Consider the following 17245-nt stretch of genomic DNA (forward strand, 5'->3'; position numbering starts at 1 on the left):
AGGTCGTCTATGCAGCATGGCCCGTGGAATGGGTTTTGCCAGGCCACGGCGGGCGTCAGGCGGCCTCAGAGCAGCACCACGTCATACTGCTCCTGCGAATACATCGACTCGACCTGAAAGCGAATGGTTCGACCGATGAAGGCCTCCAGTTCAGCGACGTTGCCGGATTCCTCATCCAGCAGACGGTCCACCACCTTCTGGTTGGCCAGCACGCGGTAGCCCTCGGCCTGATAGGCGCGAGCCTCGCGCAGAATCTCACGGAAGATTTCGTAACAGATGGTTTCCGGGGTTTTCAGTTTGCCGCGGCCCTGGCACGCCTGGCACGGCTCACACAGCACCTGCTCCAGGCTTTCGCGGGTCCGCTTGCGGGTCATCTGCACCAGCCCCAGTTCGGTGATGCCGATGATGTTGGTCTTGGCGTGGTCACGCTCCAGCTGTTTTTCCAGGGTGCGCAGCACCTGGCGCTGGTGCTCTTCATCTTCCATGTCGATGAAGTCGATGATGATGATGCCACCGATGTTGCGCAGGCGCAGTTGCCGGGCGATGGCGGTAGCGGCTTCCAGGTTGGTCTTGAAGATGGTTTCTTCAAGGTTGCGGTGGCCGACAAAGGCACCGGTGTTCACATCAATGGTGGTCATGGCTTCGGCCGGGTCGACCACCAGGTAGCCACCAGACTTCAACGGCACCTTGCGCTCCAGGGCACGCTGGATTTCGTCCTCCACGCCATACAGGTCGAAAATCGGCCGCTCGCCCGGGTAGTGTTCGAGGCGGTCGGCGATCTCCGGCATCAGCTCTTCGACGAACTGCGTGGTTTTCTGGAAGGTTTCCCTGGAGTCGATGCGGATCTTCTCGATCTTGGGGTTTACCAGGTCACGCAGGGTACGCAGGGCCAACCCCAGGTCTTCGTAGATGACCATGGGGGCGCCGCAGCTTTTGATCTGCGCGCCGATTTGCTCCCACAGCCTGCGCAGGTAGCGGATGTCCTGCAGGATTTCCTCGGCCCGGGCACCTTCGGCGGCGGTGCGCAGGATGAACCCACCGGCGTCCTTGATGTTTTCGCTGTCCATGCAGTCACTGACCACACGCTTGAGGCGCTCGCGCTCGGCTTCGTCCTCGATCTTCAGGGAAATGCCCACATGGCTGCTGCGCGGCATGTACACCAGGTAGCGCGAGGGGATCGAAAGCTGGGTGGTCAGGCGCGCGCCCTTGGTGCCGATCGGGTCCTTGGTGACCTGAACCACCAAGGCCTGGCCTTCATGGACAAGGGCCGTGATGTTTTCCACCGCAGAGCCTTCGCGCTGGGAAATTTCCGATGCGTGAATGAACGCCGCCCGCTCCAGCCCGATATCGACAAAAGCCGCCTGCATGCCCGGCAATACCCGTACTACCTTGCCCTTGTAGATGTTGCCGACGATGCCACGGCGCTGGGTGCGCTCGACGTGCACCTCCTGCAGTACCCCGTTTTCCACCACCGCCACGCGTGACTCCATCGGGGTGATGTTGATCAGGATCTCTTCACTCATGGCACGTTCTCGTCAAGGATGTTCGGTAATGATGGATCGCAGTGGGGTGGCTGGCTAGCGCGGCGCTGATACGCCGTGTTGCTGCCAGCACGCGATGGAAAACGCATCCAGCAGGCGCGCAGTTTCGAACAGGGGCAGGCCGACCACGGTCGAGTAACTGCCCATCAGTTCCCTGACAAAAACTGCGCCCAGGCCCTGGATGGCGTAGCCGCCGGCTTTGTCATGGGGCTCACCGGTGGCCCAGTAGCGCTGCGCTTCTTCTGGGCTGATGGCACGGAAATAGACATGGGTACCCACGCACACGTCCAGGCAGCAAGCGCCGTCGGTCACGGCCACGGCGGTGATCACCTGATGATGGTCATCTGACAGCTGCGCGAGCATGGCCAGCGCGTGTTCGCGGTCACGGGGCTTGCCAAGGATCTGGCCGCCAATCGACACCACGGTATCGGCACCCAGCACCACACCGGGGCCGTTGAGCCCGGCCAGGCCGGCAGCAGCCTTCGCACGGGCAAGGCGCAGGGCGTACTCGGAGACGCCTTCATCCGGCAGCGGGGTTTCGTCGACAGAGGCACTGATAACGGAAAAGTCGACGCCGATCTGAGCCAACAGTTCGCGCCGACGGGGTGAGCCAGAAGCCAGGTAAAGCGGGGTCATCGGACATCTCCCTGTCAGTGGCACCGTGGCCGTCAATTGATGTGCAGGCGTCGGCGTACGTCGCGCAAGGCAAAGCTTATCCATGGCCAGAGCAGTGCACTGATCACAGCCGACCAGACCAGTGCCAGGGTCGGCAGGCGGTTACCGGTGAGCGCGCTCAGCCACAGCTGAACCAGCTGGGCGATACCGAACACCACCAGGATCACCAGGCTCTGCTGCCACATGGGGAACATGCGCAAGCGCTGTTGCAGTGACAGCACGAGGAAGGTGATCAGGGTGAGAATAAGCGCGTTTTGCCCAAGCAGGGTGCCGTAGAGCACATCCTCGGCCAGGCCAAGCACGAATGCCGTGGTCATGCCGACTTTGTGCGGCACGGCGAGGGTCCAGAACGACACCAGCAAGGCCAGCCACATGGGGCGGAACACTTCCATGAACTGAGGCATGGGCGACACGCTGAGCAGCAGGCCGATGGCGAAGGTCAGCCAGATGAACCAGCCATTGTTGCGGCGCGACGCTGCCATCACGGCCTCCTGGGTTGAGCGGTTGCCGCCGGGGCCGCTGCCGGTGTGGCAGGTTGCGCTGCGGGTGTGGCGGGCTTGGCTGGCGTGGTGCCAGCCGGTGTGGCGGGCGTGCTCGCTGCCGGCGCAGCCTGCTCGGGTGCGGCTGTGCCCTGCCCGGCTGCCGGCGCCCCCTTGCGGTCGGCCTCTTCCTGAGCGATGGCGGCATCGGTGGCCCGCTCTTCTGGGGTGCGGCGATCACTGAACACCAGCAACATGTAGCGGCTGCGGTTCAGCGCGGCAGTGGGGATGGCGCGCACGATGGCAAACGGCTGGCCGGAGTCGTGGATCACTTCGTTGACCGTGGCAACGGGGTAGCCTGCCGGAAAACGCTGGCCCATGCCGGAGCTGACCAGCAAGTCCCCTTCCTTGATGTCTGCCGTATCGGCCACGTGACGCAGCTCCAGCCGTTCGGGGTTGCCGGTACCACTGGCAATGGCGCGCAGGCCGTTACGGTTGACCTGTACCGGAATGCTGTGGGTGGTATCAGTGAGCAGGAGCACCCGTGAGGTGTAGGGCATCAACTCGACCACCTGGCCCATCAGGCCACGCGCATCGAGTACCGGCTGGCCCAGGAACACGCCGTCACGCTCACCCTTGTTGATCAGGATACGGTGGGTGAACGGGTTGGGGTCGACACCGATCAGTTCGGCCACCTCGACCTTTTCATTAACCAGTGCCGATGAGTTGAGCAACTCGCGCAGGCGCACGTTCTGCTCGGTGAGGGCTGCCAGCTTCTGCAGGCGCCCCTGCAGCAGCAGGGCTTCGGTCTTGAGTTTCTCGTTTTCGGCAATCAGCTCGTTGCGGCTGCCGAACTGCCCCGCCACCCCTTGCCAGGCACGCTGCGGCAGGTCGGTGATCCAGTAGGATTCCATGAGCACCAGGCCCATCTGGCTGCGCACAGGTTTAAGCAGGTCGAAACGCGCGTCGACAACCATCAACGCGACCGACATCACTACCAGAACAAGCAGGCGCACGCCCAGCGAAGGGCCCTTGGAGAAAAGCGGTTTAATTGGCCGTTCCTCGTGGACGACTCAGGAGGTCATTGGACATGGGACAACGCACCAGCCTGGTTGCGGGTTGACGGATAAGGCGCCCGGGCGGGCGCCAGCCCAGCACATACAGGTAGCACTGTGCGCACTGCCTGTAAACCGGGGCTCGTGAACAGCGAGGGGATCACTCGCTGGAGAGCAGGTCCATCGCGTGCTTGTCCATCATTTCCAGGGCGCGACCGCCGCCACGGGCCACACAGGTCAGCGGGTCTTCGGCAACGATCACCGGCAGGCCGGTTTCCTGGGCCAGCAGCTTGTCCAGATCACGCAACAGCGCACCACCACCGGTCAGCACCAAGCCACGCTCGGCAATGTCCGAGGCCAGCTCTGGCGGGGACTGTTCCAGGGCGCTCTTGACCGCCTGAACGATGGTGGCCAGCGATTCCTGAAGGGCTTCGAGCACCTCGTTGGAATTGAGGGTGAACGCGCGTGGTACGCCTTCGGCCAGGTTGCGGCCGCGCACATCGACTTCACGCACTTCGCCACCTGGGTAGGCAGTGCCGATTTCCTGCTTGATGCGCTCGGCGGTGGATTCACCGATCAGGCTGCCGTAGTTGCGGCGTACGTAAGTGACGATGGCTTCATCGAAACGGTCGCCGCCCACGCGGACAGATTCTGCGTAGACCACGCCGTTCAGTGAGATGAGCGCGATTTCGGTGGTACCACCACCGATATCCACCACCATCGAGCCGCGGGCTTCTTCAACCGGCAGGCCAGCACCGATGGCAGCGGCCATGGGCTCTTCGATCAGGAACACTTCACGGGCACCTGCACCCAGGGCCGACTCGCGGATGGCGCGGCGTTCAACCTGGGTGGACTTGCACGGTACGCAGATCAGCACACGGGGGCTGGGCTGCAGAAAGCTGTTCTCGTGAACCTTGTTGATAAAATATTGCAACATTTTTTCGCAAACGCTGAAGTCGGCGATCACGCCGTCCTTCATCGGACGAATGGCAGCAATGTTGCCAGGCGTACGGCCCAGCATGCGCTTGGCTTCGGTACCGACGGCGACGACGCTTTTCTGATTGCCATGGGTACGGATGGCAACAACCGAGGGCTCATTCAGGACGATACCGCGCTCACGCACGTAAATAAGGGTGTTGGCAGTACCCAGGTCGATGGACAGATCGCTGGAAAACATGCCACGCAGTTTCTTGAACATGGGAAAGTGACCCTGGGGAAAGCGTGGGTAAAAAAGTGCGGCAAACTCTAACAATGGCAGGGATTTTGGGCAAGGAGCCAATATGTTAAATTGGCTGTTTTTCCGAGCATGCCAGCCGATGATCGCGGCCGTTGGACCGCCAAAAAGCTGACATGTTCCTCACCGCGGACACTAATTCCGTTCTTTGTTTCCCTTGGAGATCACCATGGCGCTTGAACGCTGCGACGTGGAAAAGATCGCCCATCTGGCCCGACTGGGGCTGAATGATGGCGAACTGCCACGCATTACCGACGCCCTGAACAGCATCCTCGGGCTGGTCGACCAGATGCAAGCGGTCGATACCACTGGCATCGAGCCCCTGGCTCACCCCCTGGAGGCCAGCCAGCGGCTGCGCCCCGACCAGGTCACCGAGCACAACCAGCGCGAGGCCTACCAGGCCATCGCACCGAAGACCGAAAGCGGTCTGTACCTGGTTCCCAAAGTCATCGAGTAAGGGATAGCGCCTGCCATGCATCAATTGACCCTGGCCGAGATCGCCCGCGGGCTCGCCGACAAGTCGTTTTCTTCCGAAGAGCTGACCGGCGCCCTGCTGGCCCGCATCAAGCAGATCGACCCGCAACTCAACAGCTTCATCAGCGTCACCGACGACCTGGCCATCAGCCAGGCACGTGCCGCCGACGCCCGCCGCGCTGCCGGTGACACCGGCGTGCTGCTGGGTGCGCCCATTGCCCACAAGGACCTGTTCTGTACCCTGGGCGTGCGCACCAGCTGCGCGTCGAAGATGCTCGACAATTTCAAGGCGCCTTACGACGCCACCGTGGTAGCCAAGCTGGCCGAAGCCGGCATGGTCACCCTGGGCAAAACCAACATGGACGAGTTCGCCATGGGTTCGGCCAACGAATCCAGCCACTATGGCGCGGTGAAAAACCCCTGGAACCTCGACCACGTGCCAGGCGGCTCTTCTGGCGGTTCGGCCGCTGCCGTAGCGGCCCGCCTGCTGCCGGTGACCACCGGTACCGACACCGGCGGCTCGATCCGCCAGCCTGCCGCGCTGACCAACCTGACCGGCCTCAAACCGACCTACGGTCGCGTCTCGCGCTGGGGCATGATCGCCTACGCCTCCAGCCTCGACCAGGGCGGCCCGCTGGCCCGTACCGCCGAAGACTGCGCCCTGCTGCTGCAAGGCATGGCCGGGTTCGATGCCAAAGACTCCACCAGCATCGATGAACCGGTGCCGGACTACAGCGCCAACCTCAATGCGCCCCTGCAGGGCCTGCGCATCGGCCTGCCCAAGGAGTACTTCGGCGCGGGCCTCGACCCGCGTATCGCCGACCTGGTCCAGGCCAGCGTCAAGGAACTGGAACAGCTGGGCGCGGTGGTGAAGGAAATCAGCCTGCCGAACATGCAGCATGCCATCCCGGCGTACTACGTGATCGCGCCGGCCGAAGCGTCTTCGAACCTGTCGCGTTTCGACGGCGTGCGCTTCGGCTACCGCTGCGACGCCCCGAAAGACCTCACCGACCTGTACAAGCGCTCCCGTGGCGAGGGCTTCGGCGCCGAAGTGCAGCGCCGCATCATGGTCGGCACCTACGCCCTGTCGGCCGGCTACTACGATGCCTACTACGTCAAGGCGCAGCAGATCCGCCGCCTGATCAAGAACGACTTCATGGCCGCCTTCAACGATGTCGACCTGATCCTCGGCCCAACCACGCCGAACCCGGCCTGGAAGCTGGGCGCCAAGAGCAGCGACCCGGTCGCCGCCTACCTTGAGGACGTCTACACCATCACCGCCAACCTCGCCGGGCTGCCTGGCCTGTCGATGCCGGCCGGCTTCGTCGATGGCTTGCCGGTCGGTGTACAGCTGCTGGCACCGTACTTCCAGGAAGGCCGCCTGCTCAATGTCGCGCACCGCTACCAGCAGGTGACCGACTGGCACACCCGCGCCCCTAACGGCTTCTGAGGAATTCACACATGCAATGGGAAGTTGTGATCGGGCTGGAAATCCACACTCAGCTCGCCACCCAGTCGAAGATCTTTTCCGGCAGCGCCACGACGTTTGGCTCGGAACCGAACACCCAGGCCAGCCTGGTCGACCTGGGCATGCCCGGCGTACTGCCGGTACTCAACCAGGAAGCCGTGCGCATGGCGTGCATGTTCGGCCTGGCCATCGATGCTGAAATCGGCAAGCGCAACGTGTTTGCCCGCAAGAACTACTTTTACCCCGACCTGCCCAAGGGCTACCAGATCAGCCAGATGGACCTGCCAATCGTCGGCAAGGGTCACCTGGACATCGCCCTTGAAGACGGCACCCTCAAGCGCATCGGGGTCACCCGTGCGCACCTGGAGGAAGACGCCGGCAAGAGCCTGCACGAAGACTTCAGCGGCTCCACCGGCATCGACTTGAACCGCGCCGGCACACCCTTGCTGGAGATCGTTTCCGAGCCAGACATGCGCAGCGCCAAGGAGGCCGTGGCGTACGTCAAGGCCATCCACGCCCTGGTGCGCTACCTGGGCATCTGTGACGGCAACATGGCCGAAGGCTCGCTGCGCTGCGACTGCAACGTGTCGATCCGCCCCAAGGGCCAGACCGAGTTCGGCACCCGCTGCGAGATCAAGAACGTCAACTCGTTCCGCTTCATCGAGCGCGCGATCAACAGCGAGATCCAGCGTCAGATCGACCTGATCGAAGACGGCGGCAAGGTGGTGCAGGAAACCCGCCTGTACGACCCGAACAAAGACGAAACCCGCTCCATGCGCAGCAAGGAGGAAGCCAACGACTACCGTTACTTCCCCGACCCAGACCTGCTGCCAGTGGTGATCGAAGACAGCTTCCTGGCAACCGTGCGTGCCGGCCTGCCGGAACTGCCGCCGCAGAAAGTCGAGCGTTTCCAGAGCCAGTACGGCCTGTCGGCCTATGATGCCAACGTGCTGGCCTCCAGCCGTGAGCAGGCCGACTACTTCGAGGAAGTGGTCAAGATCGGTGGCGATGCGAAGCTTGCGGCCAACTGGGTCATGGTCGAGCTGGGCAGCCTGCTGAACAAGCTGGGCATCGAAATCGACCAGGCCCCGGTCAGCGCTGCGCACCTGGGTGGCATGCTGCTGCGCATCCGCGACAACACCATCAGCGGCAAGATCGCCAAGACGGTATTCGAAGCCATGGCTGCCGGCGAAGGGGATGCCGACAGCATCATCGAAAGCCGCGGCCTGAAACAGGTCACCGACAGCGGTGCCATCGAGCAGATGCTCGACGAGGTGCTGGCGGCCAACGCCGAACAGGTCGAGCAGTACCGGGCAGCCGATGAGGCCAAGCGCGGCAAGATGTTCGGCTTCTTCGTCGGGCAGGCGATGAAAGCCTCCAAAGGCAAGGCCAACCCCGGGCAGGTGAACCAACTGCTCAAGGCCAAGCTCGAAGGCTGACTGTTTTACCCATGTAGACCTGCGAGGGCCTGGCCCTCGTTCGCGGCCTGACCCGCGCTCACAGCGGCCCCATTCAATACGCTGTGGGCGCGGTTTACCCGCGATGTGGCCACACTGGAGCGCCCGACTTGTTGAAACGATCCCTGGGCACCTTCGCCCTCTTCGCCCTTCTGGCAGGCTGCGCCAGCCATGACATCGACCCACGCGGTTATGACAAGACCGGCACCGCCTCGTATTACGGCTCACGCCACCACGGCAAACGCACAGCCAGCGGCGAGCCCTTCAACCAGCACGGCCTGACCGCCGCCCACCGCTCCTTGCCATTCGGCAGCCGCGTACTGGTGACCAACCTGGCCAACCAGCGCAGCGTGGTGGTGCGCATCAACGACCGCGGCCCACATGCCCGCAATCGCCTGATCGACCTGTCACGCGCCGCCGCAGAAAAAATCGGCATGCTGCGTAGCGGAACAGCGCGCGTGCGGGTACAAGGGCTTAGTGACTGACGCGACTGGAGCCCTATCATCTTCGACCTGGCCACCCTTCCCACCTTCAGCCTTCTGCAGTTGGGCATCGCCCTGCTGCTGCTGGTCGGCGGCGCCGAATTGCTGGTGCGTGCGTCGCTGCGCCTGGCGCAAAGGCTGCATGTTCGCCCGCTGATCATCGGCCTGAGCCTGGTGGCCTTCGGCAGCACGGCACCCCAGCTCACCGTCAGCCTGCAGGCCGCCTACCAGGGCGCGCCGGACGTTGCTGTAGGCAGCGTGATCGGCAGCAACATCTTCAACGTACTGGCCATCCTCGGCATGGCCGCGCTGATTATTCCGCTGCGGGTATCGCGCCAGCTGGTACGCCTGGATATCCCTTTGATGATCGTGGCAAGCCTGCTGGTCTACGGCTTGGCCGCCAACGGCTACCTGGGGAGGCTGGAAGGGGCATTGCTGCTGCTTGGGCTAGTGGGTTACCTGGCGATGCTATGGCATCAGTCGCGCCACTACGCACGCACGTACCCGGCCCCGCGCACGGCCACCTCCAGCGCCGGCCGTTTCTGGGCGGGCACGGCCCTGCAGGTGCTGATCGGCCTGGGCTTGTTGACCCTTGCCGGCCACCTGTTGCTGGACGCCGTGGTAGAAGTGGCCACCGACCTGGGGCTGTCGGAGCGAGTGATCGGCCTGACCGTGGTGGCCATCTGCACCTCCTTGCCCGAACTGGCGGCGGCGCTGATCGCCGCCCTGCGCGGCGAACGTGAAATTGCCGTGGGCACGGTGATCGGCAGCAACCTGTTCAACCTGCTCGGCGTGCTGGGGCTCACGGCCCTGGTCACCCCCGAGCCACTGTCGATATCGCCCAACGCACTGGATTTCGACCTGCCTGTGATGCTTGGCGTGGCGGTGCTGAGCCTGCCCGTGTTCTATTCGGGCTACCGCATCACCCGCGCCGAAGGGCTTGTGTTTCTATGCCTGTACCTGGCGTATGGGCTACACGTTGCAGCATTCACCATGGGCATGCCACTGGCTGGCCGCCTGGAACGCCTGATGCTGCTCTATGTGCTGCCAGTGCTTGCGCTGGTGCTGCTGTACACCACCGTGCGAGCCTGGCGCCGCCAGCATTAGCGGCAGGCGACGCGCTTTTCGCGGGCAAAGCCCTGTAGAGGCGTGTTTACCCGCGATGAGGCCAGCCCTGCCTAGCTTGCCTGGCGAGCCTTTTTCAGCCTGAACGCCACCCACAACGCAGCAATCCAGGCCGGGATCAGCATCACCGAAATGCGAATCGGCGGGGTCAGGTACATCACCACCAAGATCAACACGATGAACGCCAGGCACAGGTAATTGCTCAGCGGGTGCCACAGGCTCTTGTAGAACGGCGTTACCCCTGCTGCGAGCTTGGCCTTGCGGAACTTCAGGTGGGTAATGCTGATGCTCGCCCAGTTGATCACCAGCGCCGACACCGCCAGGGCCATCAGCAAACCAAAGGCTTCACCCGGCATCACGTAATTGATCACCACACACAGGCCCGTAGCCAGTGCCGACACGCCCAGGGCTGTAAGCGGTACGCCACTGCGGCTGACCTTGAGCAACTGGCGCGGGGCATCACCCTGGCTGGCCAGGCCAAACAGCATGCGGCTGTTTGCATACACGCAGCTGTTGTAGACCGACAGGGCTGCCGTGAGCACCACGACGTTGAGGATGGTGGCCACCACGTCGCTGTTGGCATTGTGGAAGATCATCACGAATGGGCTCCCGCCCTGCACCACCTTCTGCCACGGGTACAGCGACAGCAACACGGCCAGCGCGCCGATGTAGAAAATCAGAATGCGATACACCACCTGGTTGGTGGCCTTGGGGATGCTCTGGCGCGGGTTGTCGGCTTCTGCAGCGGTGATGCCCACCAGCTCCAGGCCACCGAACGAGAACATGATCACAGCCAGGGCCATGACCAGCCCGGTGACGCCATTGGGGAAGAACCCGCCGTACTGCCACAGGTTGGCGACACTGGCATCCGGGCCGCCCGTGCCGCTGGCCAACAGCCAGGCGCCAAAGCCGATCATGCTGAGGATGGCCACGACCTTGATCAGGGCGAACCAGAACTCCATTTCGCCATACACCTTCACCTGGGTGAGGTTGATCAGGTTGATCACCACGAAGAAGATCGCCGCCGTCGCCCAGGTGGGGAAGCCCGGCCACCAGTACTGCACGTAAATGCCCACAGCGGTCAGCTCTGCCATGCCCACCAGCACGTAGACCACCCAGTAGTTCCAGCCTGAAACAAACCCTGCGAACTCGCTCCAGTAGCGGTGGGCAAAATGGCTGAAGCTGCCGGCTACCGGCTCCTCCACCACCATTTCACCCAGCTGGCGCATGATCAGGAAGGCCATCAGGCCGGCGATGGCATAGCCCAGCAGCACGGAGGGGCCGGCCAGCTGGATGGTCTGGGCGATGCCCAGGAACAACCCGGTGCCAATGGCACCGCCCAGTGCGATCAGCTGGATATGGCGGTTCTTCAGCCCGCGCTGTAACTGCTCGGGCCTGTTCTGGTCTTGCATGAAGTGTCCTTTCGCTGGTGGGGCAGTGTTATTGCTTTGGTTGTCGGCCAAGGATCTAGATCCATCCGCCCCACTGCAAGATGAAAATCCCAATATTGGTGGTAATTGCCGCCATTAGCGTAGTAATCACGATGATAGAGGCTGCCAGTTCATGGTTGCCATTGGCCGCCCTAGCCATCACGTAGCTGGCCGCAGCGGTGGGGCTGCCGATGTACAGGAACAGGATGCCCAACTCGGCGCCACGAAAACCGCACAGCCATGCACCCAGGGTGCCGGCCAGCGGCAGCCAGACCATCTTCACTAGGCTGGCATCCATGGCCAGCCGGCCGCTGTCGCGCAGCGCCGTCAGCGACAGGGTGCCGCCAATGCAGATAAGCGCCAACGGCAGGGTCATCTGGGCCAGGTAGTCACCCGAGGTGAGCAACCAGTTGGGCAGCGGTACCTGGCCGTAGGCCATGGGGGTGGCCACCAGCACGCTGATGATCAGCGGGTTGCTGAAGATACTCTTGCAGATGCTCCAGGGGTCGGACTTGAGGTCTGGGCTGTAGACCGCCAGCACCACCGCCGACAGCGAGTTGTACATGAGGATGACCAGCCCGGCGAGCACTGCCCCCAAAGAAATGCCGTAGTCCCCATACAGGCTTGCTGCCAGGGCCAAGCCGATGACGCCGTTATTGCCACGAAACGCACCCTGGGTGTAGATACCACGGTCTGCGACCGGGCTGCGCCATACTGCCATGCCCCAGGCGATGGCAAACCCGACCAGGGTAGCAATCACGAAGTAGAGCATCACGCCCGGTTTTACCGCGGCGGCCAGGTCGGCGTGATAGATGCCCAGGAACAGCAACGCGGGCATGCAGACGTTGAACACCAGCTGCGAGGCGACCCGGTTGAAGTTGTCGTCGATAAGGTTGATGCGCCGCAGCAGCACGCCCATGAACAGCATGGCAAAGACAGGCGCCGTAATGTTCAGCGTCTGGACGAGAAGGGCAAGCATGCGCGCACCATCCGGGTGGGGGTTACCGTTAGGCGGCTAATGATACACCGGTCGGCGCGTGCATGGCGCGCGCCAACTACGGGCAGCGACTCAGCGGCGGACGGGGCGCTTCTGCAGCTTGCGTTGCAGGGTACGGCGGTGCATGCCCAGGGCGCGTGCGGTGGCCGAGATATTGCCCTCGTGCTCATTGAGCACGCGCTGGATGTGCTCCCACTGCAAACGGTCCACCGACATGGGGTTTTCCGGCACCAGGGTGTCCAGGTCGGTGTGCTCCGACAGCAGCGCCGCCAGTACATCATCAGCATCGGCCGGCTTGCACAGGTAATTGCAGGCACCGCGCTTCACGGCTTCCACCGCTGTGGCGATGCTGGAATAACCGGTCAGGATCACCACACGCATCTCCGGGTCCAGGGCCAGCAGCTTGGGCAGCAACACCAGCCCCGAGTCGCCTTCCATTTTCAGGTCCAGGGTGGCGTAGTCCGGCAGGTCCTGCTGGGCCAGCACCAGGCCCTCTTCGGCAGAGCTTGCGGTGCTCACCCGGAAGCCGCGACGGCTCATGGCCCGGGCCATCACCCGGGTGAAGGTGGCGTCGTCATCCACCAGCAACAGGTGGGGCAGCTCTTCGCTTTCGACCTGGTTTTCTTCGCTCATCTTTCTTCTCCTCGCGTGCCGTGGGGCAGGCGCAATTCGGTCAGGGTGCCACCTTGATCATGACTATAGAGTTTCACCGAACCACCCGCACGGGTCACGCTGGCCTTGCTCAGGAACAGGCCCAGGCCAAAACCCTTGCCCTTGGTGGTGATGAAAGGTTTGCCAATGGCTTCGGCAATGGCCGGTGGCACACCCGGGCCATGGTCGCGGATGCTGATGACGATGTCCTGGGCGTCCCAGTCCAGGCGCACTTCCAGGTCATCGGGGCAGGCATCGGCAGCATTGTTCAGCAGGTTCAGCAACGCCTGGGTCAGGTCTGGCGGTGGGGTCAGGCGCGGCACCTGGCCATCGCGCAGGCGCTGGAAGCGGTAGCTGGCTTCGGGGCGCATCAGGTGCCAGCGGTTCAGCGCCTCGTCCAGCCAGGCGGTCACGTCCTGCTCAACCAGCGCCAGGCGCCGATTGGCTTCAGCTGCGCGCACCAGGTGCTGCAGGGTCTGCTTGCACAGCTTTACCTGGTCCTGAAGGATCTGCAGGTCTTCCTGCAGCAGCGGGTCGTGGTGGTCCTGGCGCATTTCGTTCAGCAGCACACTCATGGTCGCCAGCGGCGTGCCCAACTCGTGGGCGGCGCCGGCAGCCTGGGTGGCCACCGCCAGCAATTGCTCGTCGCGCAGGCTTTCTTCGCGCCGCTCGGAACGCAGTTGCTCCTGGCGCCGCAGCTCTTCGGCCATGCGTGCGGCAAAGAAGGTGATCACCGCAGCGGCCAGGGCAATGCTCAGCCACATGCCGTACACCTGCATCTTGTCCCGCGCCAGGGGCAGGCCTTCAAGCGGGTAGAACTGCACCAGCAGCAGGCTGTAGGCGGTCAGCGCGATGCCGGACAGTATCAGCGAGTACAGCCAGGGCAGCGTCACCGCCGCGATCGCCAGAGGCACCAGGTAATACGACACGAACGGGTTGGTGGAACCGCCCGAGTAATACAGCAGCGCACTGTGGATCAGCAGGTCGCAGGCCAGTTGCAGGGCGTATTCCAGTTCGGTGACCGGGAGCGACAAGCGCAGGCGCAGGGCCGTGAACGCGCACAGCAACGAGGACAAGGCCAAGGTGCCAGCCAACGACAGCCAGGGCAGCGGCAGCAGTTCGGTCCAGTAGGCCACGCCCACGGAACCCGCCTGGGCGGCCAGGACCAGAACCCGGATGACAGTCAGGCGCCAGAGGTTCTGGCGGGTAGCGGACAGCGGTTGTACGGCGGCGAGCATGAGCTCTCCTGATGAGTGCTCCAGAAAATCGGCTGGAGTATACCGAAGCCGGGCGCCTCGCTGCAGCAATGCGGCAAAGCGCCACACTTTGTCACAGGTTGCCGATGGCACCGCTGAACCCACTACACTGTTTTCCGGTCTGACTGGCCATGCGTGGAATGGATGGCCACACCCCACGCCTTTCTCTGCCAAGGAGCACCTTATGCACATTCAACGTCGCGGCGCCGCCCTTCTGCTGTCCTGTGGTCTGCTCGCCAGCCTGCCGGCCCTGGCCGCCGATGAGCCGCGCTTCAACCAGGTCTCGCTGCGCGCCGAAGTCAGCAAGGAAGTGGCGCGCGACCTGATGGTCGTGACCCTGTACAGCGAAGCGCAGAACACCGACCCAGGCAAGCTTGCCAAGCAGATCACCGAAACCATGAACAAGGCCGTGCAGCAGTCGCGCCAGGTCAAGGACGTCAAGATCAGCCAGGGCAGCCGTAACAGCTACCCCGTTTACGACACCAAGGGCCAGAAGATCACCGGCTGGCGCGAGCGCGCCGAACTGCGCCTGGAAAGCGCCGACTTCCCTGCCCTGTCTCAATTGACCGCCGACCTGCTGCAGGACCTGAAAATGGGCGGCATGGACTTCTCCATCGCCCCGGCTACCCGCAAAGCCAGCGAGGACGCGTTGCTCAAGGATGCAGTGGACGCCTTCAAGGCCCGTGCGCAGCTGGCCACCGAAGCCCTGGGCGGTACCGGTTACAAAGTGGTCAACCTGAACCTCAACAGCAGCGGCTACCCACGCCCGTACCTGCGCAGCGCACCGATGGCGATGAAAGCCATGGCGGCTGACGAAGCGGCACCCGCGCCGGACATCGAGGCCGGTACCAGCGAAGTCAGCATGAACGCCGATGGCCTGATCGAGGTGCAAATGCCCTGACGGCAACGCGCTGTACACAGGGCCCGGTCGTGAATGCGATCGGGCCTTTGCGTGTTTGGGCATACATATCAGCCCCGTCTTACACATCTTTGAGATGTGTCCTACATCATTCCCTAAGCAGAAATAATCCGAAAAACGCCATCATTTTGCCCACGCAAACGTTTAACCTCGCCTAAAGTTACATGAATGCGACATCCATGTACGACCGTACTACCTTTCCGGTGCCATCTATCCTTGTGCCTGTTGCATTGGCAATCAGCCGTGCATTAGTATCCGCAGGTCGGCTCACGAGGCCACCTCATCCGAACAATGACAACAATGAGGCCATCATGCTCAAACATGCAGTCATTCCGTTCCTGCTAGGCGCAGGCATGCTCACCGGCGCACCGTCAGCACTGGCCGCGTCCAACCTGGTGTTCTGTTCGGAGGGCAGCCCGGCCGGGTTCGACCCGGGGCAATACACCACCGGGACCGACTTCGACGCGTCGGCCGAGACCATGTTCAACCGCCTCACCCAGTTCGAACGCGGTGGCACTGCAGTGGTGCCGGGCCTTGCTACCCGCTGGGAGGTGTCCGACGACGGCAAGGCCTACACCTTCCATTCTGCGCGAAGGCGTGAAGTTCCACACTACCGACTACTTCAAGCCCAGCCGGCCCTTCAACGCCGACGACGTGCTGTTCACGTTCAACCGCATGCTCGACAAGGACCAGCCCTTCCGCAAGGCGTACCCCACCGAGTTCCCTTATTTCACCGACATGGGCATGGACAAGAACATCGCCAAGGTGGAGAAACTGGACGAACACACGGTCAAGTTCACCCTCAACGACGTCGACGCCGCGTTCATCCAGAACCTGGCCATGAGCTTTGCTTCCATTCAGTCAGCCGAGTACGCCGACCAGTTGCTCAAGCAGGGCAAGCCGGCCGACATCAACCAGAAGCCCATCGGCACCGGCCCGTTCGTGTTCAGCAAGTACCAGAAGGACGCGCAGATCCGCTTCAAGGGCAACAAGGACTATTGGCAACCTGATGACGTGAAGATCGACAACCTGATCTTCGCCATCACCACTGACGCTTCGGTGCGCATGCAGAAGCTGAAGAAGAATGAATGCCAGGTCACCCTGTTCCCCCGCCCCGCCGACATCGAGCCGCTGAAGGCCGACAAGAACCTGCAGATGCCCCACCAGGCCGGTTTCAACCTCGGCTACATCGCCTACAACGTGATGGACAAGGTGAAGGGCAGCAACGAGCCCAACCCGCTGGCCCAACTGAAGGTGCGTCAGGCGCTGGACATGGCTGTGGACAAGCAGAAAATCATCGAGTCGGTGTACCAGGGCGCCGGCCAGCTGGCGGTCAACGCCATGCCGCCAACCCAGTGGTCGTATGACTCCACTATCAAGGACGCCCCCTTCGACCCGGAAAAAGCCAAGCAACTGCTGAAAGAGGCAGGCATCAAGGACGGGACCGAAATCACCCTGTGGGCCATGCCCGTGCAGCGCCCCTACAACCCCAACGCCAAGCTGATGGCCGAGATGCTCCAGTCAGACTGGGCCAAGATCGGCATCAAGGCCAAGATCGTCAGCTACGAGTGGGGCGAATACATCAAGCGCTCCAAAGGCGGCGAACAGGGCGCCATGCTGATTGGCTGGAGCGGCGACAACGGCGACCCGGACAACTGGCTGGGCACCCTGTACGGCTGCGATGCGGTCGACGGCAACAACTTCTCGAAATGGTGCTACAAGCCTTACGACGACCTGATCAAACAGGCCAAGGCCACCCCCGACCAGGCCAAACGTACCGAGTTGTACAAACAGGCCCAGCACATCCTCAAGGAGCAGGTGCCGATCACCCCGATCGCCCACTCCACCGTCTACCAACCCATGAGCGCCAAGGTGAAGGGCTTCAAGATCAGCCCCTTCTCGCTGAACGCGTTCTACGGCGTCAGCGTGGACCAATAGCCTGACCGGGCACCCGCCAGCATCGGGTGCCCGGGTTTTCCGCTAGTCAACGTGTTGCCCGGCC

15 protein-coding genes and 1 pseudogene are annotated in these 17245 nt (G+C 62.9%); 7 read left to right on the forward strand and 9 right to left on the reverse strand.

What is annotated here, in order from left to right; genetic code table 11:
* Nucleotides 1-65: 65 nt before the first annotated feature.
* From rng to mreB, 5 genes are all read right to left on the reverse strand, one after another.
* Nucleotides 66-1523 (reverse strand): ribonuclease G, encoded by a 1458-nt coding sequence (gene rng / locus PPA02S_RS10085; protein ID WP_028631544.1) that lies wholly within the window; start codon nucleotides 1521-1523, stop codon nucleotides 66-68.
* Between the two features lie 54 nt (nucleotides 1524-1577).
* On the reverse strand, nucleotides 1578-2177 hold the full coding sequence (locus tag PPA02S_RS10090; protein WP_028631545.1) for a Maf family protein: 600 nt from the start codon (nucleotides 2175-2177) through the stop codon (nucleotides 1578-1580).
* A 32-nt stretch (nucleotides 2178-2209) separates the two neighbouring features.
* Entirely contained in the window at nucleotides 2210-2698 is a 489-nt protein-coding gene (mreD, locus tag PPA02S_RS10095) for a rod shape-determining protein MreD (protein ID WP_028631546.1), read from the reverse strand.
* Entirely contained in the window at nucleotides 2698-3687 is a 990-nt protein-coding gene (gene mreC, locus PPA02S_RS10100; protein ID WP_028631547.1) for a rod shape-determining protein MreC, read from the reverse strand. The genes mreD and mreC overlap by 1 nt, the downstream gene beginning before the upstream one ends.
* Before the next feature lie 223 nt (nucleotides 3688-3910).
* A complete protein-coding gene (gene mreB, locus PPA02S_RS10105) occupies nucleotides 3911-4948 on the reverse strand; it encodes a rod shape-determining protein MreB (protein WP_003255163.1) in 1038 nt (345 codons plus the stop codon).
* Between the two features lie 205 nt (nucleotides 4949-5153).
* Between mreB and gatC the strand changes: the two genes are divergently transcribed.
* From gatC to PPA02S_RS10130, 5 genes are all read left to right on the forward strand, one after another.
* Nucleotides 5154-5441 (forward strand): Asp-tRNA(Asn)/Glu-tRNA(Gln) amidotransferase subunit GatC, encoded by a 288-nt coding sequence (gatC, locus tag PPA02S_RS10110; protein WP_028631548.1) that lies wholly within the window; start codon nucleotides 5154-5156, stop codon nucleotides 5439-5441.
* A gap of 15 nt (nucleotides 5442-5456) precedes the next feature.
* The gene (gene gatA / locus PPA02S_RS10115) at nucleotides 5457-6908 is read left to right on the forward strand and encodes an Asp-tRNA(Asn)/Glu-tRNA(Gln) amidotransferase subunit GatA (RefSeq protein WP_028631549.1); all 1452 of its coding nucleotides are present in this window, start codon (nucleotides 5457-5459) and stop codon (nucleotides 6906-6908) included.
* An 11-nt stretch (nucleotides 6909-6919) separates the two neighbouring features.
* Nucleotides 6920-8365, forward strand: coding sequence for an Asp-tRNA(Asn)/Glu-tRNA(Gln) amidotransferase subunit GatB (gene gatB / locus PPA02S_RS10120; RefSeq protein ID WP_028631550.1), 1446 nt, complete (start codon nucleotides 6920-6922; stop codon nucleotides 8363-8365).
* 128 nt (nucleotides 8366-8493) lie between these two features.
* Entirely contained in the window at nucleotides 8494-8868 is a 375-nt protein-coding gene (locus PPA02S_RS10125) for a septal ring lytic transglycosylase RlpA family protein (protein WP_028631551.1), read from the forward strand.
* A 60-nt stretch (nucleotides 8869-8928) separates the two neighbouring features.
* Nucleotides 8929-9972 (forward strand): calcium/sodium antiporter, encoded by a 1044-nt coding sequence (locus tag PPA02S_RS10130; protein ID WP_028631552.1) that lies wholly within the window; start codon nucleotides 8929-8931, stop codon nucleotides 9970-9972.
* Between the two features lie 71 nt (nucleotides 9973-10043).
* Here PPA02S_RS10130 and PPA02S_RS10135 read toward each other — a convergent pair whose 3' ends face one another.
* The 4 genes from PPA02S_RS10135 to PPA02S_RS10150 all read right to left on the reverse strand — a co-directional run bounded on the left by PPA02S_RS10135 (nucleotide 10044) and on the right by PPA02S_RS10150 (nucleotide 14306).
* A complete protein-coding gene (locus PPA02S_RS10135; protein ID WP_028631553.1) occupies nucleotides 10044-11402 on the reverse strand; it encodes an amino acid permease in 1359 nt (452 codons plus the stop codon).
* A gap of 55 nt (nucleotides 11403-11457) precedes the next feature.
* A complete protein-coding gene (locus PPA02S_RS10140; protein ID WP_028631554.1) occupies nucleotides 11458-12399 on the reverse strand; it encodes an AEC family transporter in 942 nt (313 codons plus the stop codon).
* Between the two features lie 90 nt (nucleotides 12400-12489).
* Complete coding sequence (locus tag PPA02S_RS10145; RefSeq protein ID WP_028631555.1) at nucleotides 12490-13050, reverse strand: response regulator transcription factor; 561 nt, start codon at nucleotides 13048-13050, stop codon at nucleotides 12490-12492.
* On the reverse strand, nucleotides 13047-14306 hold the full coding sequence (locus PPA02S_RS10150) for an ATP-binding protein (protein WP_028631556.1): 1260 nt from the start codon (nucleotides 14304-14306) through the stop codon (nucleotides 13047-13049). Before PPA02S_RS10150 ends, PPA02S_RS10145 begins: the two co-directional genes overlap by 4 nt.
* A 202-nt stretch (nucleotides 14307-14508) precedes the next feature.
* On the opposite strand from PPA02S_RS10150, the gene PPA02S_RS10155 reads away from it, so the two are divergent.
* Nucleotides 14509-15225 (forward strand): SIMPL domain-containing protein, encoded by a 717-nt coding sequence (locus PPA02S_RS10155; protein WP_028631557.1) that lies wholly within the window; start codon nucleotides 14509-14511, stop codon nucleotides 15223-15225.
* Nucleotides 15226-15554: 329 nt separating this feature from the next.
* Nucleotides 15555-17181, forward strand: a pseudogene (locus PPA02S_RS10160) (ABC transporter substrate-binding protein).
* Nucleotides 17182-17245: the final 64 nt, after the last annotated feature.

It is taken from the genome of Pseudomonas parafulva NBRC 16636 = DSM 17004, assembly GCF_000730645.1.
Lineage (GTDB): Bacteria > Pseudomonadota > Gammaproteobacteria > Pseudomonadales > Pseudomonadaceae > Aquipseudomonas > Aquipseudomonas parafulva.

Excerpts from the sequence above, each read along its gene's own strand:
- rng (WP_028631544.1), bottom strand. The coding sequence starts at position 1,523 with ATGAGTGAAGAGATCCTGATCAACATCACCCCGATGGAGTCACGCGTG.
- PPA02S_RS10090 (WP_028631545.1), bottom strand. The coding sequence starts at position 2,177 with ATGACCCCGCTTTACCTGGCTTCTGGCTCACCCCGTCGGCGCGAACTG.
- mreD (WP_028631546.1), bottom strand. The coding sequence starts at position 2,698 with ATGGCAGCGTCGCGCCGCAACAATGGCTGGTTCATCTGGCTGACCTTC.
- mreC (WP_028631547.1), bottom strand. The coding sequence starts at position 3,687 with ATGTCGGTCGCGTTGATGGTTGTCGACGCGCGTTTCGACCTGCTTAAA.
- mreB (WP_003255163.1), bottom strand. The coding sequence starts at position 4,948 with ATGTTCAAGAAACTGCGTGGCATGTTTTCCAGCGATCTGTCCATCGAC.
- gatC (WP_028631548.1), top strand. The coding sequence starts at position 5,154 with ATGGCGCTTGAACGCTGCGACGTGGAAAAGATCGCCCATCTGGCCCGA.
- gatA (WP_028631549.1), top strand. The coding sequence starts at position 5,457 with ATGCATCAATTGACCCTGGCCGAGATCGCCCGCGGGCTCGCCGACAAG.
- gatB (WP_028631550.1), top strand. The coding sequence starts at position 6,920 with ATGCAATGGGAAGTTGTGATCGGGCTGGAAATCCACACTCAGCTCGCC.
- PPA02S_RS10135 (WP_028631553.1), bottom strand. The coding sequence starts at position 11,402 with ATGCAAGACCAGAACAGGCCCGAGCAGTTACAGCGCGGGCTGAAGAAC.
- PPA02S_RS10140 (WP_028631554.1), bottom strand. The coding sequence starts at position 12,399 with ATGCTTGCCCTTCTCGTCCAGACGCTGAACATTACGGCGCCTGTCTTT.
- PPA02S_RS10145 (WP_028631555.1), bottom strand. The coding sequence starts at position 13,050 with ATGAGCGAAGAAAACCAGGTCGAAAGCGAAGAGCTGCCCCACCTGTTG.
- PPA02S_RS10150 (WP_028631556.1), bottom strand. The coding sequence starts at position 14,306 with ATGCTCGCCGCCGTACAACCGCTGTCCGCTACCCGCCAGAACCTCTGG.
- PPA02S_RS10155 (WP_028631557.1), top strand. The coding sequence starts at position 14,509 with ATGCACATTCAACGTCGCGGCGCCGCCCTTCTGCTGTCCTGTGGTCTG.